At 64.9% G+C, this 14,393-nt stretch carries 13 protein-coding genes and 1 pseudogene; 9 read left to right on the top strand and 5 right to left on the bottom strand.

The features are described 5' to 3' along the window. Nucleotide 1: 1 nt before the first annotated feature. From SFB74_RS28055 to rtcR, 5 genes and pseudogenes are all read right to left on the bottom strand, one after another. Nucleotides 2–820, bottom strand: coding sequence for an alpha/beta hydrolase (locus tag SFB74_RS28055; RefSeq protein WP_432727702.1), 819 nt, complete (start codon nucleotides 818–820; stop codon nucleotides 2–4). 38 nt (nucleotides 821–858) lie between these two features. Then, nucleotides 859–1,437, bottom strand: coding sequence for an exonuclease (locus SFB74_RS28050; protein WP_432727701.1), 579 nt, complete (start codon nucleotides 1,435–1,437; stop codon nucleotides 859–861). 4 nt (nucleotides 1,438–1,441) lie between these two features. After that, the gene (locus SFB74_RS28045) at nucleotides 1,442–1,771 is read right to left on the bottom strand and encodes a low molecular weight protein tyrosine phosphatase family protein (protein WP_177213745.1); all 330 of its coding nucleotides are present in this window, start codon (nucleotides 1,769–1,771) and stop codon (nucleotides 1,442–1,444) included. 114 nt (nucleotides 1,772–1,885) lie between these two features. Continuing rightward, a pseudogene (locus tag SFB74_RS28040) lies at nucleotides 1,886–2,302 on the bottom strand (2'-5' RNA ligase family protein); the annotation flags it as partial. A 16-nt stretch (nucleotides 2,303–2,318) separates the two neighbouring features. Continuing rightward, complete coding sequence (gene rtcR, locus SFB74_RS28035) at nucleotides 2,319–3,926, bottom strand: RNA repair transcriptional activator RtcR (RefSeq protein ID WP_432727700.1); 1,608 nt, start codon at nucleotides 3,924–3,926, stop codon at nucleotides 2,319–2,321. Nucleotides 3,927–4,141: 215 nt separating this feature from the next. Between rtcR and SFB74_RS28030 the strand changes: the two genes are divergently transcribed. From SFB74_RS28030 to rtcA, 9 genes are all read left to right on the top strand, one after another. Continuing rightward, a complete protein-coding gene (locus tag SFB74_RS28030; protein WP_432727699.1) occupies nucleotides 4,142–5,695 on the top strand; it encodes a vWA domain-containing protein in 1,554 nt (517 codons plus the stop codon). Between the two features lie 742 nt (nucleotides 5,696–6,437). After that, nucleotides 6,438–6,965, top strand: a complete 528-nt coding sequence (locus SFB74_RS28025; protein ID WP_432727698.1) for a hypothetical protein — start codon at nucleotides 6,438–6,440, stop codon at nucleotides 6,963–6,965. Between the two features lie 24 nt (nucleotides 6,966–6,989). Beyond that, nucleotides 6,990–8,225, top strand: a complete 1,236-nt coding sequence (locus SFB74_RS28020; RefSeq protein WP_432732009.1) for an RtcB family protein — start codon at nucleotides 6,990–6,992, stop codon at nucleotides 8,223–8,225. A gap of 31 nt (nucleotides 8,226–8,256) precedes the next feature. Next, nucleotides 8,257–8,520 (top strand): hypothetical protein, encoded by a 264-nt coding sequence (locus tag SFB74_RS28015; RefSeq protein ID WP_432727696.1) that lies wholly within the window; start codon nucleotides 8,257–8,259, stop codon nucleotides 8,518–8,520. Between the two features lie 61 nt (nucleotides 8,521–8,581). Further along, nucleotides 8,582–9,223 (top strand): zinc-ribbon domain-containing protein, encoded by a 642-nt coding sequence (locus tag SFB74_RS28010; RefSeq protein ID WP_432727695.1) that lies wholly within the window; start codon nucleotides 8,582–8,584, stop codon nucleotides 9,221–9,223. Further along, nucleotides 9,220–10,194 (top strand): ribonuclease Z, encoded by a 975-nt coding sequence (locus SFB74_RS28005; protein ID WP_432727694.1) that lies wholly within the window; start codon nucleotides 9,220–9,222, stop codon nucleotides 10,192–10,194. The genes SFB74_RS28010 and SFB74_RS28005 overlap by 4 nt, the downstream gene beginning before the upstream one ends. A 30-nt stretch (nucleotides 10,195–10,224) precedes the next feature. After that, the gene (locus SFB74_RS28000; RefSeq protein ID WP_432727693.1) at nucleotides 10,225–11,100 is read left to right on the top strand and encodes a nucleotidyltransferase domain-containing protein; all 876 of its coding nucleotides are present in this window, start codon (nucleotides 10,225–10,227) and stop codon (nucleotides 11,098–11,100) included. A 118-nt stretch (nucleotides 11,101–11,218) separates the two neighbouring features. Further along, nucleotides 11,219–13,294 carry a TerD family protein gene (locus SFB74_RS27995; protein ID WP_432727692.1) on the top strand — a complete coding sequence of 692 codons (2,076 nt, stop codon included), beginning with the start codon at nucleotides 11,219–11,221 and terminating at the stop codon, nucleotides 13,292–13,294. Nucleotides 13,295–13,332: 38 nt separating this feature from the next. Next, a complete protein-coding gene (rtcA, locus tag SFB74_RS27990) occupies nucleotides 13,333–14,391 on the top strand; it encodes an RNA 3'-terminal phosphate cyclase (protein ID WP_432732008.1) in 1,059 nt (352 codons plus the stop codon). The last annotated feature ends 2 nt before the right edge of the window (nucleotides 14,392–14,393 follow it).

Genomic DNA, 14,393 nt, shown 5'->3' with positions numbered 1-14,393 from the left:
GTCATTGCTGCAGTGGATGCAGCGCCGACTCGAAGAACTCGGTCAGCGCCTTGCGGTAGGCCGCGCCGTAGCGCAGAGCGGTCATCGGCTCGAGATGCGCGGCGCCCGGTGCCTCGATCAGCCGCTTGGGCTCGCGCGCATCGGCCAACAGCCGCTTGGAGTGCGAGGGCGGAATCACCTGGTCGGCCGTGCCGTGGATCAGCAGCAGCGGAATGGGCGAGATGGCCGCCACGTATTTCGACGCGGCGTATTCGTCGCTCACCAGCAGGCCGGCGCCGTTGAGCTTCTCGTTGGCGATCGACGAATAGGAATAGAAGGTCGACTCGATGGCCGCGGCCTTCACGCCCGCGCGGTTGCCCGAGCCCACCACGGCGATGGCATTGGTGCCGCCCAGGCTCTGCCCGAAGACGAAGAGCCGCTCGGGGTCGACATCCTTGCGCGAGCGCACGTAGTCCAGCGCGGCGTTGGAGTCCTCGAACACGCCCTTGGGCTCCGGCTTGCCTTCCGACTGGCCGTAGCCGCGGTAGTCGAACACGAACACGTTGTAGTCCCGCTTGGGCAGCCAGGCCACGAAGCGCCAGTGCGTGCTCATGTTCTGCGCGTTGCCGTGGAAGTGCACCACCGTGCCCTTGGCTTCCTTCGGGTTCTGGCGGTTCTCCGCGGGCAGGAACCAGCCGCTCAGGCGCGTGCCGTCGGCGCTGGCGAACTGCACGCTCTCGTAGCGCATGCCCAGCGCCTCGGGCGTTTCGTAGCGCACGTTGTCGGGGTAATAGAACATCGACTGCACGCAGCCGCCCAGCATGAGCGGCAAGGCGCACATCGCCAGTCTTCCGAACCAACGACGCACCGCGCCGCCCTTCACGCGGGCTTCCCGCCGGCGGGCGCAGCGCGGTTTTCCGCGAGCATGTTGCAGAACAGCGCGCCCTGCTCGATGGCATCGTCGAGCGCCACGTGCGCGTGCGGCAGCCCGGCGTCGAACCAGCGGCGCGGCATGGCGCGCTTGGTGCTGTCGCGGTAGTCGAGCTTGAGCATCGCCATCGCGAACGACTTCACGTCGAGCGCCGAGTGGCTGAACGGGCTCTCGCCCGCGAAGCGCATCAGGTACCAGTAGACGAAGAGAAAGTCGAAGCCCGCCGGATACGCGACGAACACCGGCCGCGCATCCAGGCCCTTGAGCCAGCTCACGTAGTTCTTCATGGCGTGGGCCGGGTCCTGCAGGTCGGTGCGGCAGGCGGCCCAGGCCTCGGGCTGGGTCTTCCACCATGCGGCGGTCTTGGGGTCGGCCTCCGCGCCAGGCAGCGTGTGCAGGTTGGCGCTGAAGGTGGAGACGAGTTGCTTGTCGGCCGTGTAGGCGGCCGAGCCGAAGCTGAGCATCGAATTCGGGCCCGGGATGGGACCGTCGGATTCGACGTCGGTGCTTATGTAGATTTCTGACATGGGTTCAATCGATTTCGAGGATGGACCCGACCGAGCGTTGGAGTTCTTCTATCAGTTCGGGGTCCATGTATTTGTATTCGTCGGGAATGTCGAGCACGTGGACAGGCTTGTGCGCCAGCATCCGCGAGAACTCGGCCATCAGCCTCGACTTGTGCTTCTCTTCCATCACGAGGATCACGTCGGCCCATTCGATGTCGTCAATGGAGACCCTGTGCCGTGCATTCGGGCTGGTTCCGGCCGAGCGCGCCGAGACCAGCGGATGCCGGCGCCAGAGCTGCTCCGCCGTCGGGCTGCGCCATTGGTTGCGACTGCAGATGAAGAGGACGTTGCGCATGGGTCGTTCGGGGGCTTGGGGCAGCTGGAAGACATGCATGTCACGCCAGTTGCCCGATGAGTTCTCCATCAGCGTGACTTCCGTGCATGCCGCGCGCACTGCGCCCGATGCGATCAGGCGCGACTGGAGCTCGATGGCAGCCGCATCGGCGTCGGCCGCACTGCCGTGCGCCACCGAGAGATGCGGAACGACGCTGTCGTGCTCACCGCCATACGGCGGAAATTCGGGAAACGCTTCCGCCAGCGCCAGGGTCATCTCGATGAAGGGCGCGGCCGGCTCCGGCGCAAGGTAGGCGGTTTCGGGAAAGCGTCCGACCTCGCGCAGGGTGAAGTCGAACGCCGGCGTCCGGCTCAGTGCCTGTTGCGCGCGTTGCAGCACTTCGGCGCCGATCAGCGCCGGGTCCATGAAGGGAACGAGCACCGTGATGTGAGCCGGCACTCCCTGCGCCGCCGTCGCGTCGTAGCGATGGCGCAAATCTCCGACCAGATGCTCGGCTGCGGGGACTTTCACGGCGAATGCGGAAATGGCCATCGCGGCGGAGGATAGCTCAGGCGTCCGCGATCCGGCCCCATTCGAGGCCGTGCTTGGCGAGGTACTTGCGAAGCCGGTCCGCGTCGTTCACCACGCTGCGTTGGGCGCGCGAAGCCTGGAAGAGCTGGCGGCCGGCGTCCGACAGGCTTCGCGATTGCCTGCAGACGCGCACCACCGCTTCGAGCTGCAGGCGATCGAACAGGTCGAGGGCGGCGCTGCGTTCTTCGCTGAGCAGGCCGTCCAGGTCGATGCCGTCGTTGGCTGCGGGTGCGGTGCCCGCGTGTTTCCACAGCCAGCGCAGCCGTGCGATCTCGGCTTCCACCAGCGCCACCAGAATGCGCCCGCCGTCCGCGAGCGTGGCCAGTCGCGTCACGCTGGCCGACAGGTCGCGGAAGTTGCCGCTCCAGATCGCCTCGCCGCTTTGCGCGAAGCGCAGGTAGGCGGCACGCGCCTCTGCGTTGAAGCGCACCACCCGGTTGTTCTCGGCGGCGTGGATGGCCAGCAGGTGATCGACGTTCGGTTCGATGTCTTCCGGCCGTTGGGCGAGGCCGGGCAGGTCGTAGGTCCAGAGGTTGATGCGTGCGAACAGGTCTTCGCGGAACCGGCCCTCGGCCACGTCGCTGCGCAGGTCGCGGTTCGTGCCGGCGATCAGCTGGAAGTCGCTCTCCACTTCCTTGTCGGCGCCGACGGGGAAGAAGCGCTTTTCCTCGATCGCCTTCAGCAGCATCGCCTGTTCGTCGAGGCCGAGCTCGCCGATCTCGTCGAGGAAAAGGGCGCCTTGGTGCGCGGTGCGCAGCAGGCCGGCACGGTCGGCCGCCGCGCCAGTGAAGGAGCCTTTCTTGTGGCCGAAGAGCGTCGATGCCGCCCCGTCGCCGCGTAGAGTTGCACAGTTCACTTCGACGAACGGCCCCGTCGTCTGGTGGCGCGACTGCTTCAGCTCGAACATGCGCCGCGCCAGGAACGACTTGCCCGCGCCCGTCGGGCCCACCAGCAGGATCGGAGCGCGCGAGCGCACGGCCACGCGCTCGATCTCGTCGATCAGCGCATTGAAGCGCGCGTTGCGCGTGGCGATGCCGCTCTTCAGGAACGCGACCGCGTCGCGCTGCTCCGCATCGAAGCGCCGCGCGATCACGTCGTAGCGCGACAGGTCGAGATCGATCAGCGTGCACTTGCCGGCTTCGCCTTCGCGCTGCTTCTTCGGCGGCGACGTCTGCGCCAGCACGCCGGGCACCACGCGCGATTCGGACAGCAGGAACATGCAGATCTGCGCGACGTGCGTGCCGGTGGTGATGTGCGTCCAGTACTGCTCGCGCTCGGTGTCGAAGCTGTAGCCGCGCGCCCAGTCGTACAGGCGTGTGTAGACCTCGCCGAAGTCCCACGGGTCCGCGAGGTCGAGCGGAACGAGGTTGACCGTGGTCTCGGGCGACACGGTGGCGATGTCGGCCTTCACCACCTCCGCCAGCGCCTTGTGCCGCAGCGTGTAGAGCAACTCCATGCGCGAGACGACCATGTCCTCATGCTGCGCGAGCGAGACGGTGGGGCGCCACTTGTTCCAGCGGCCCGCGCCCTGGCCGGCGTCGAGCTGGGTGCCGAGGAAGCCGATGACGACGATCGATTTTTTCATCTGCTGGATAAATGGCTATCCAAAATTATAAGAAACATATGTGATTTGAAGGCTCGGAGACAACGATCGGAACGCTTGAATTTCTAAAAATCCAATCAAATCAATGGTTTGAGAGAGCTACCGCTCATCAGGCGGAGAACTGGCACACCCGTTGCAATAAGGATCGCAACTCAAGAAAACGACTGAACAAAAAGAACCGAACAAGGAGAAGTCACATGGCCAACCTTCAACTCTTCCAAACGCTGCGCGGTGCCCTGCAACCTGCCGCAGATGCGCGCAACGAAGCCGGTGGCGCCGCCTATGCGCTGTCGCCGAAGCATCGCCTGGCGCAACTGGCAGCCACCGGTTGCCTGAACAACACGTTCTACGCACAGGCGGAGGACCAACTCGACGCCGTGCTGGCCCTGGCCCGTGAGGTCGACCCGGCATTCGTCGCCAAGACGGCCGTGTATGCCCGCCGCGCAGGCCACATGAAGGACATGCCGGCACTGCTGGCCGCCACGCTGGCCGTGCGCGACGTGTCGGTGCTCGCCAAGGTGTTCGGCCGTGTGGTCGATAACGGCAAGATGCTGCGCAACTTCGTGCAGATGCTGCGTTCCGGCGCGGTTGGCCGCAAGTCGCTGGGTACGCGTCCGAAGAAGCTCGTGCAGCAATGGCTGCTCGAAGCGACTGAAGCGCAACTGCTGAATGCCGCCGTGGGCAACACGCCGTCGCTGGCCGACGTGGTGAAGATGGTTCACCCGAAGCCCGCCGAAGCCTGGCGTGCTGCGTGGTTCGCATGGCTGATCGATCGTCCGTATGCGCTGGAGGCGCTGCCTCCGGTGACGCAGGCTTTCGAACGCTTCAAGCGCGACCGTGCACTGGAACTGCCCGACGTGCCGTTCCAGATGCTGACCGCGCTGGAACTGGATACGCAGGCATGGGCTCGGATCGCCGAGCGCGGTTCGTGGCAGATGGTGCGTCAGAACCTGAACACCTTCGCCCGCCACGGTGTGTTCGCGCTGCCCGGCCTTGCCGAAGCAGTGGCCGCCAAGCTGCGTGATCCGCAGGCGGTGACCAAGGCCCGTGTATTGCCGTACCAGTTGATGGCGGCCTATACCGCGACCGGCGCCGAGGTGCCGCATGTGGTGAAGGAGGCGCTGCAGGACGCGATGGAACTCGCCCTGGCCAATGTGCCGGTGTTCGAGGGCCGTGTGGTGGTGTGCCCCGACGTGTCGGGCTCGATGAGCTCGCCCGTGACTGGCCACCGCGGCTCGGCGACCACCGCGGTGCGCTGCATCGACGTGGCTGCGCTGGTGGCTGCCGCCGTGTTGCGTCGCAATGCGGATGCGCGAGTGCTGCCCTTCGAGACGAAGGTGGTTTCGCTGCAACTGAATCCACGTGATTCGGTGATGACCAACGCGGCCAAGCTGGCGGCAGTCGGTGGCGGCGGTACTTCGTGCAGCGCGCCGCTGGCGTTGCTGAACCGCGAGAAGGCGCAGGCCGATCTGGTGGTGCTGGTGTCGGACAACGAATCGTGGGCCGACCCCGCACGTGGCCGCGGTACCGCGACCATGCAGGAATGGGCGGCGTTCAAGAAGCGCAACCCCAAGGCGCGGATGGTGTGTATCGACATCCAGCCCTATGCGACCACCCAGGCGCAGGAGCGCGACGATGTGCTGAACATCGGAGGCTTCAGCGACGAAGTGTTCAAGCTGCTGGCGGTGTATGCCGCGGGTGGCCTGGGCGCCGACCACTGGGTGGGTGTGATCGAGGAAACCTCGATCTGAAAGACAGGGTGGTGCCGCGAGCTCGGCTCGCGGCACCACCCGAGAAATTGATTGATGTCGTCGTCCGGCGAATGCAGATGTGAGTACATCCAACCATGTTTCCCTCACATCGATCGTTTGTCGCCGGACGGGGGCAGAGAGTTGAAGTGCGAATGCAGGCAGGACTACATCTGGTGTGACCAGGGTTCGAATCCCGGCGCCGGTTCTCCGGCGTGGTCTACGTCTTGCCATCCTTGTCGCACTATTTTTTGCAGCGAATGCTGACGGAACTACAGACTCCTAATCTCGTGGTCGCGGGTTCGAATCCCGTCGGTCGAAAGACCGTAGCTCAGTGGTTAGAGCACGCCGTTTCGTCGATTCTTGTCGCTGCTTTTTTTGTTTTGAGGTGAATGCAGGCGGGTCTACAGGTAAGAGCGTCATGGTCTTGGCCATGAAGGTCCCGGGTCCGAGTCCCGGTCTGTCTAGGCAGATAGCTCAGTTCACAACCCGTCGCTCCTGGTCATCTCTTTTTTGGTTTTCGGGCACGCAGGCACAGAAGGGAGCGCCACTGCCAAAAATGTTGATATTGCCGGCAGCCTGGGTAAGACCAGGTACGGCGGGCAAGTCGGTCGACGAGCAAGGTTGAGGATGCAGGTGCTGGCTCCGATGACGGGTCTGTCACTGGCGCGCGTTTCCAATCGTCGACTGGGCCGCTGGATTCAAACACCACGGTCGCCGTATTGATGCGGGTTCGAATCCCGCCGTGTCCACCAATGAAGCGAAGGGGGAAAGAAAAATGATCGAAGAAGAGTTGCAGGCAAAGGATCTGATCGCCTACGAGCTGCACGACGCAGGCTGGGCCGAAATGAGCTTTCGCACCGAGCGGCAGCGGCTGGAGTTCGCAGTGTCCTATCTGCACGACTCGCTGAGCGATCTCGCGCGCATGGGCCTGGCCTTGCAGAAAGGCTCGGCGCATGCGGAGGCGGTGTTCATGGACGAGCCCGGCGAAGCGATCCTCGTGGTCACCGGCACCGGGGATACTTTGCAGTACGAGCTGCGCCAGTACCGCGATTGGGCAAGCTGGGGCATCGTCGCGGTGGACGACCACGAGGTGGTCGCGCAAGGCGAGATCCGGCGAGCCGAGTTGGTGCGCAACATCCATGCGGTGCTGCAGCGCATCCATGTGGAAGTGGGGCCGAAGCGATACCGCGAAATGTGGGTCGAGCACGATTTCCCGCTGCGGGACTATGAGAGCCTTTCCATCGCGCTGCACAAGCGATCGATGGCCTGAACGAATTTGACGAACGAGACGATGATGAAAGAAGAAAATCAAATGAACTACAACCTGCACGAAGTCGCCAACGGCGTTCCCGTGAAGATGTGGACCCGCGGCGTGCCCGTGGAAGACGAGGCGCAGAAGCAACTCGAGAACGCCGCGCGCCTGCCCATCGTCTTCAAGCACATCGCGGCCATGCCCGACGTGCACTACGGTATCGGCGCGACTGTGGGATCGGTGATCCCGACCTTCAAGGCCATCATCCCGGCCGCGGTGGGCGTGGACATCGGCTGCGGAATGATGGCGTGCAAGACCACGCTGCACGCCAACGATCTGCCCGACAACCTGGGCCCGCTGCGCTCCGCGATCGAGAAGGCCGTGCCGCACGGCTCGAACCCCAAGCGCATAGGCCGCGACAAGGGCTCGTGGGAGACGCCTCCCAACGAGACCGATGTGGCCTGGGCCGGACTGGTGGACGAGTTCGACGCGATCTGCGAAGACTACCCGCGCCTGAAGAACACCAACAACCACAAGCACCTGGGAACGCTGGGTACGGGCAACCACTTCATCGAGGTGTGCCTGGACGAGGCGGGTTCCGTGTGGTTCATGCTGCACTCGGGTTCGCGCGGTGTGGGTAACGCCATCGGCACGCACTTCATCGAACTCGCGAAGAAGGACGCCGAGCGGCACCAGCGCAACCTGCCCGACCAGGACCTGGCGTACTTCGAAGAGGGCGCCAAGTACTTCGGCGACTACGTGCGCGCGGTGGGCTGGGCCCAGAAGTTCGCGCGAGCGAACCGCGAAGTGATGATGCAGCGCGTGGTCGCGGCCGCGCGCAAGGTCATCACCAAGCCCTTCGAGGCGCACGTGGAAGCGGTGAACTGCCACCACAACTACGTGAGCCGCGAAACGCACTTCGGCGAAGACGTGCTCGTGACCCGCAAGGGCGCGGTGAGCGCGAAGGCCGGCGAGCTGGGGATCATCCCCGGAAGCATGGGCGCCAAGAGCTACATCGTGCGCGGAAAGGGCAACCCCGAGAGCTTCATGAGCTGCAGCCACGGCGCCGGTCGCAAGATGAGCCGTACCAAGGCGAAGAAGCTCTACACGGTGGCCGACCAGATCGCCGCGACCGAAGGCGTCGAGTGCCGAAAGGATGCCGACGTCATCGATGAAATTCCGATGGCCTACAAGGACATCGACGCGGTGATGGATGCGCAGAAGGATCTGGTGGAGGTGGTCTACACGCTCAAGCAGGTTGTTTGCGTGAAGGGTTGAGGACACTGTGGGAGTCGAATACCGCGTCAGGATGGCAACGCCGTCACGAACCGCCGCGGAGGCCATCCTGAGGAAGGCCGCCCACGGCTGCCATCTGGAAATGGATGGCACTGGTGGGGCTTTCTATTCGTCGGCAGTGTCCGTGCCGACGAAGTGGCCGGAGGCTTCGGTGGGCATTGAAGCCGATGGCCTTGTCATCTGCCTGCATGCGAACAGCGACTTCGCGCGGCAGGTGTTTGGCCGGATCGTTCAACTAGCTGCGGGCGAAGGTGTCGTGACAGTGGAAGAGCTATAGAGGAGAGGTTCGGAGAAACGGGCCTGCCTTCGTAGCAATGTATTGCGGAGGTTCGAAAAGAATGAAAAGCAACAAGCAACGCCGCGCCGAGATCAAGGCGCATCGCCTCGAACGTGCCGCCACGCTGGCTGCACGTTTGCACGTGCCGGACGTGCGTCAACCGCAGATCGAGTGGGCGCATCCGCTCGACTGGGAGCCGGCAGATCGGCTTGTCCTGGGGTTGTACAACAACACTTACAGCCCACTGCCCGCCTTCTATTCGGCACGCCCGTTCACCTGCCGCGATTGCGGTGCCGAAGAGGTGTGGACGGCCAAACAGCAGAAATGGTGGTACGAGAAGATGCACGGACATATCGATAGCCGTGCCGTGCGGTGCCTCGCATGCCGGCGTGTTCGGCGTGAGCGCCTCAGAAACGCAGCTCCTGGCGCCAACCTCCTGCTCGAAAATTCCGATCGTCTGCGTGCGCTGGGCGAGGCCAAGCCGAACGCGCACGCGAAGGCAGAAGTCGAAGCAGCTCTGCAAAGCAAATGGTGGAGCTTGCGTGTCGCGGCGATACAGGCAATGGGGCGCTGGGGTGGCGAAGCGAATGTTGCACGACTCCACGCGTTCATGGCGGCTCGTCCGGAAGGCGGGCGCCGATACTTCGGATGGGAGCGGGTCGCCGCGGACGCCGCCAGGAGCGCGTTGATGCGCAGGGAGTGATCGACAAGATGATGATGAAACTGACTTTCCTGGGGACCTCCTCCGGTACCCCCACGCGCCACCGCAACGTCTCCGGCCTCGCCGTGCAGACGGTGCTCGGTGCCGACTGGCTTCTGGTCGACTGCGGCGAGGGCACGCAGCACCGTGTGCTGCAGACCCCGCTGTCGCTGAACGACCTGGCCGCCGTCTGCATCACGCATGTGCACGGCGACCATTGCTACGGATTGCCCGGGCTGCTTGCGAGTGCGGGAATGGGCAAGCGCACGAAGCCGATGAAGCTGATCGCACCGCTGCCGGTGTGGCAGTGGTTCGAGGCCACGCGCGCGTTGACCGATCTGCATCTGCCTTACGAAGTCGAGCATGTGGATCTCGAAGCGCAGCAGCTGGTGTACGAAGTGCCCGGCGTGCGCATCGAGCGCCACGCGTTGCTGCATCGCGTGCCCAGCTACGCATACCGCGTGCATGTCGAGACGCGGCGCGTGCGGCTGAAAGCGGACGCGTTGCGTGCCGTCGGCCTTCCGCCCGGTCCCGCATGGCGTGCGCTGCAAAGCGGGGAGGATGTGCCTTTCAACGGCGAGGTGTTGCGCAGTGCCGACTTTACGGAGACGCAAGTCGACACGGCCAGTGCGCTTGTCGGCGGCGACAACGCCGAGCCCGCACTCCTGCGTGATGCCTCCGAAGGCGTGCAGCTGCTGGTGCATGAAGCCACGTTCACGCAGGAGGCACTCGACAAGGTCGGCCCCGGACCGATGCACAGCTCCGCGCGCCTGCTGGCCGAGTTCGCCCAGTCCGTCGAAGTGCCGAATCTGATCCTCACGCACTTCAGCGCGCGCCACCAGAACGAGGAAGGCATGGCGGCTCTGATGGCCGAAACGCAGGCGCATTACAGCGGCCATGCGTTCCTGGCCAACGACCTGGATGTCTACGAGCTCGACAGTGCCGGCAAGGTGACCGTCACCCCGGCCCGATGAGAACAAAGAAGAAGAGAAGAAAGAAGAGAGATGAGTACCGAAGAAGAATTCCTGCGCTCCGCCCATCCGATCGAGCCCGCCATGCGCGCGCAGATCATGGAGGCCCTGCGCGACATCGAAGCGAAGCACGACGTGACCGTGCTCTTCGCCTGCGAATCCGGCAGCCGTGGCTGGGGCTTCGCCTCTCCCGACAGCGACTACGACGTGCGCTTCATCTACGTCAACCGCCTGCCGTGGTACCTCGCGGTGACACCGCGCCGCGACGTGATCGAGGTGCCGATCAGCGGCGACCTCGATATCAACGGATGGGACCTGCGCAAGGCCCTGGGCCTGATGCGCGAGTCGAACCCCACGCTGCTCGAATGGCTGCGTTCGCCGGTCGTGTACCGCGACGACGCGACCGCGATGCCGCGCTTTCGGGAGCTGTCGGAAGCGGTGTTCTCCAACGCGCGCGGCTGGCATCACTACAGCTCGATGGCGAAGAAGAACTTCCGCGAGCACCTGCAGGCCGACGAAGTGCGCTACAAGAAGTACCTCTACGTGCTGCGCCCGCTGCTGGCCGCGCGCTGGATCCGTTCGCAGCCCGGCGTGCCGCCGATGCGCTTCGCCGACCTCGCGCAGCGCACGCTCGACCCGGTGCGCGACGCCGCGCTGATCGACGAGATCAACGCGCTGCTCGAGGTGAAGATGCGCGCCGGTGAAGCCGCGACCAGCCCGCGCTGGAACGGCATCCATGCGTTCATCGAGTCGGAGCTGGCGGCCAACGCCGCGGAGCCGGTGACGCCGCTGCCGCAGTCCGGCAGTGCCGAGCTGGATGCATTCTTGTACGAGACAGTGCTTCGCTTCGACGGCAGCGGGGACAACAATGCGGCAGGCGTTGCCTGTGCGAACACGGAGGTCGTATGATGTTTGCGAGCGGCTATGTGGGTCCTTCCTTCTCTCACATCTGGAAACTAGGGTCTGTGCTTTCCGCTCCTTTTCTAGGCCGCCGCGTTTTCGCGTGGGCCCGCCGAGGTTTCGAACGATGAACACCCGGCTCTATCTGCGCCGTCGCTGGCGTGTGCTGACCCAGCCTGCACACAGCTCGCTGCCTCCCGCGTATCTGGCGACTCTATACAAGGAACTCGAGGTGCTGGGGTGCACGCTATCGCCTGCACTCGATGCCTGCCTGTGTACTTGGGATGCCGAGCCTTTCGTGGAGTTCTACCGGACGCTGCTGCGCGACGTGCGTGCGCTGAAGGGCGCGCACCGCGAGTGGAAGCCGCTGTACCCCAATTTCCCGGACCAGGTGGTAGGCGCGAGTGCAACTACGCTCTTTCTCAACGCGATTCGCCACTATGCGAGCTTTGGCAGCCTGCGGCCCGGCGAAGCAGTTGAGCCCCGGGCCGCACTGGCCGAGGCGGAACGCCGCGCTGCACTGCGCGAAATCGACTTGGGTACGCAGGAGGACTTCGAGAGGGTCTTCACGCAACTGGCCGGCGCGCGCAGCTCGCTGTCGACGCAGGATAAGGAAGACCTCGTTTGGTTTGTACGCTTCTACCGTGGCAAGGTACATGCGTGGATGCCTGAGCGTTTCGTGTCGAAGGAAAACCTGGCAGTGCTCGGTGCCGCGTTGCTGCAGGTGGAGGACCCGGGGGCGCAGCTATTCCTTGAGTCGCATCTGCAGACCGCGACCGACGTGCTGCGGCTGGCCGCAGCACTGGGCGACGGTGATGTATCGCTGGCTGAACCGGCGAAGTTCCCGCGCATGAAGCGCCCGCTGCGCCGATGGCTGCTTGAGATGATGGATCGGAGCGGTAGCGTGGCCGAAGATGTGGCGCGGCGTCCCGAGATGTTCAAGCGCCTCGGTGAGGTGTTGCATCCAGGCGAACATGCGAAGCGATTTCCTGCGGCGGCAGCCGCGTTCGACGGCGTGCGTAGCGGAAGGCGGCCGAAGGGCTTCAACCATCACGTCGAACGACAGCTGGAAACGGGGGCCATCGACGAGGCGCTCGCGCTGTTGCCCACGCGACCTGGCGAGTTCGCGCGCCGTCTCGACCATGTGTTGCGTATTGCGCCGCAGCCACGCGAGGTGTTGGCGCGCTTCGGCGAAGTGGCTGGCAAGGCGTCGACGGCGGTACTTCTGCAGACGATGGTGCATTTCCGACGCCGTGGCGGTCACGCATTGCGCAGCTTCTTCCCGAAGGGAGAAACGGCCAAGGTTTTCGCTATCAAGGATATGCGCCCGCCGCTGCAGGAAGGTATTGCCGAGGCGGCGGCGGCCCTGTGCGATGCAGCATTGCTGGCGCGTTTTTCGGAATTGCCTCCACTGGGCCGTTGCCATGTCGATGCGGCACTGCGCAGCTATCTTGTGCCGTTTTCGCAGCGGTCGGCATCCAAGGCGCTGCGCACACTGGTGCGCGGAAGCCGCCTGCCGATGCCCGACGCGAACATCGTGCGCCTCTTCCTCTGGTGGAAGAACGGTCGCACCCGCACCGACGTCGACCTGTCGGCCGCGCTTTTTAGCGCGCAGTACAAGTACATCGACGTGCTGGCGTACTACAACCTGAAGAGCTACGGCGGTGTCCACAGCGGCGACGTTGTCGATGCACCGAAGGGTGCGGCCGAGTTCATTGACCTCGACGTGGCGCGACTGCGCGAGAAGGGCGTGCGCTACGTGGTCAGTTCGATCAACAGCTACACCTCGCAGGCCTTCTGCGACCTGCCCGAGTGCTTTGCCGGGTGGATGGCGCGACAGGCGGCGGGGTCGGGCGAGATCTTCGAGCCTGCGACAGTCGTCGATCGGGTGGACGTGGCGGCCAACACCACGATCTGCCTGCCAGCGATCTTCGACCTGCAGGCGCGCGAGGTGATCTGGGCGGACATCGCTCTGAAGCAGTACCCGCTGTGGAACAACGTGCAGAGCAATCTTGCGGGCGTGTCGCTGATGCTGCGTTCGCTGGCGGAGCTGGCCAAGCCGGACCTGCACACGCTCTTCATGTTGCACGCGCGTGCGCGAGGCACGTTGGTCGACAAGGCCGAGGAGGCCGAGACGGTGTTCGGCGTGCACCAGGGAATCACGCCTTTCGACACGGACAGGATTCGCGCCGATTTCATTTAGCGGGCGCGAGGGATGAAAAAGAGAAGAACAAGATGACGATGAACGAGATGGAACCCAAGGCGATCGAACTCGACGGCTCCCAGGGCGAGGGCGGCGGCCAGATCCTGCGCACCAGCCTCGCGCTGTCGATGGTCACGGGCGAGCCCATGGCCATCGAGAAGATTCGCGCGGGCCGCGCCAAGCCGGGCCTGATGCGCCAGCACCTCGCGTGCGTGAACGCGGCCGCTGCAATCAGCGGCGCGGAGGTCGATGGCGCCGAGCTCGGCTCGCAGTCGCTTCGTTTCGCGCCCGGGCCGGTGCGCGCGGGCGAGTACCGCTTCGCGATCTCCGGCGCGGGCAGCTGCATGCTGGTGCTTCAGACCGTGCTGCCTCCGCTGCTGCTGGCCGGCGCGCAGAGCCGCGTGCATCTGAGCGGCGGCACGCACAACCCGATGGCGCCGCCATTCCATTTCCTGGAGCGAGCGTTCGTGCCGCTGGTGCGCCGACTGGGGGCCGACCTGCAACTGACGCTGCGCCGCTGCGGCTTCTATCCGGCCGGCGGCGGCGAGGTCGAGGCGACCATCGTGCCCGCGGCGGGCGCGCTGCAGCCTTTCGACCTGATGACTCGAGGCGCGCATCTGTCGAGCTATGCGGAATGCCTGGCGCCGGGTATTCCGCGCCACGTGCCGACGCGCGAGCTCGACACGCTGGGCGGCGCGATGGGCTGGTCGGGCGAACAGCTGCGCTTCGGCTCCGCGCGCCAGAACGAAGGTCCGGGCAATGCGCTGCTGGCCACGCTGGCGTATGAGCACGTGACCGAGGTGTTCACCGCCGTCGGCGAAAAGACGCTGAGCGCCGAGCAGGTGGCGCACGGGCTGGTGAAGGAACTGCGTTCGTTCCAGAAGAGCGAAGCGGCCGTCGGCCCGCATCTGGCGGACCAGCTGGCACTGCTGCTGGCGCTCGCCACGTGGCAGAGCAGGAAGGCTGCTGCTTTCACCTGCAGCGAAGTGACCGAGCACACGCGCACCAACTGCGCGGTGATCGAGCGCTTCCTGCCGGTGCGCTTCGCGATCGCCGAAAGCCGCCAGGCCTGCACGGTGCAGGTCGAGCCAGCCTGAGG

This window comes from Variovorax xiamenensis, assembly GCF_050916385.1.
Classification (GTDB): Bacteria; Pseudomonadota; Gammaproteobacteria; order Burkholderiales; family Burkholderiaceae_C; genus Variovorax.
This window is presented reverse-complemented; position numbering and strand designations above follow the sequence as displayed.

Coding starts and splice junctions, on each gene's coding strand:
- SFB74_RS28055 (WP_432727702.1), bottom strand. CDS start 820: ATGTGCGCCTTGCCGCTCATGCTGGGCGGCTGCGTGCAGTCGATGTTC.
- SFB74_RS28050 (WP_432727701.1), bottom strand. CDS start 1,437: ATGTCAGAAATCTACATAAGCACCGACGTCGAATCCGACGGTCCCATC.
- SFB74_RS28045 (WP_177213745.1), bottom strand. CDS start 1,771: ATGCGCAACGTCCTCTTCATCTGCAGTCGCAACCAATGGCGCAGCCCG.
- rtcR (WP_432727700.1), bottom strand. CDS start 3,926: ATGAAAAAATCGATCGTCGTCATCGGCTTCCTCGGCACCCAGCTCGAC.
- SFB74_RS28030 (WP_432727699.1), top strand. CDS start 4,142: ATGGCCAACCTTCAACTCTTCCAAACGCTGCGCGGTGCCCTGCAACCT.
- SFB74_RS28020 (WP_432732009.1), top strand. CDS start 6,990: ATGAAAGAAGAAAATCAAATGAACTACAACCTGCACGAAGTCGCCAAC.
- SFB74_RS28015 (WP_432727696.1), top strand. CDS start 8,257: ATGGCAACGCCGTCACGAACCGCCGCGGAGGCCATCCTGAGGAAGGCC.
- SFB74_RS28010 (WP_432727695.1), top strand. CDS start 8,582: ATGAAAAGCAACAAGCAACGCCGCGCCGAGATCAAGGCGCATCGCCTC.
- SFB74_RS28000 (WP_432727693.1), top strand. CDS start 10,225: ATGAGTACCGAAGAAGAATTCCTGCGCTCCGCCCATCCGATCGAGCCC.
- SFB74_RS27995 (WP_432727692.1), top strand. CDS start 11,219: ATGAACACCCGGCTCTATCTGCGCCGTCGCTGGCGTGTGCTGACCCAG.
- rtcA (WP_432732008.1), top strand. CDS start 13,333: ATGAACGAGATGGAACCCAAGGCGATCGAACTCGACGGCTCCCAGGGC.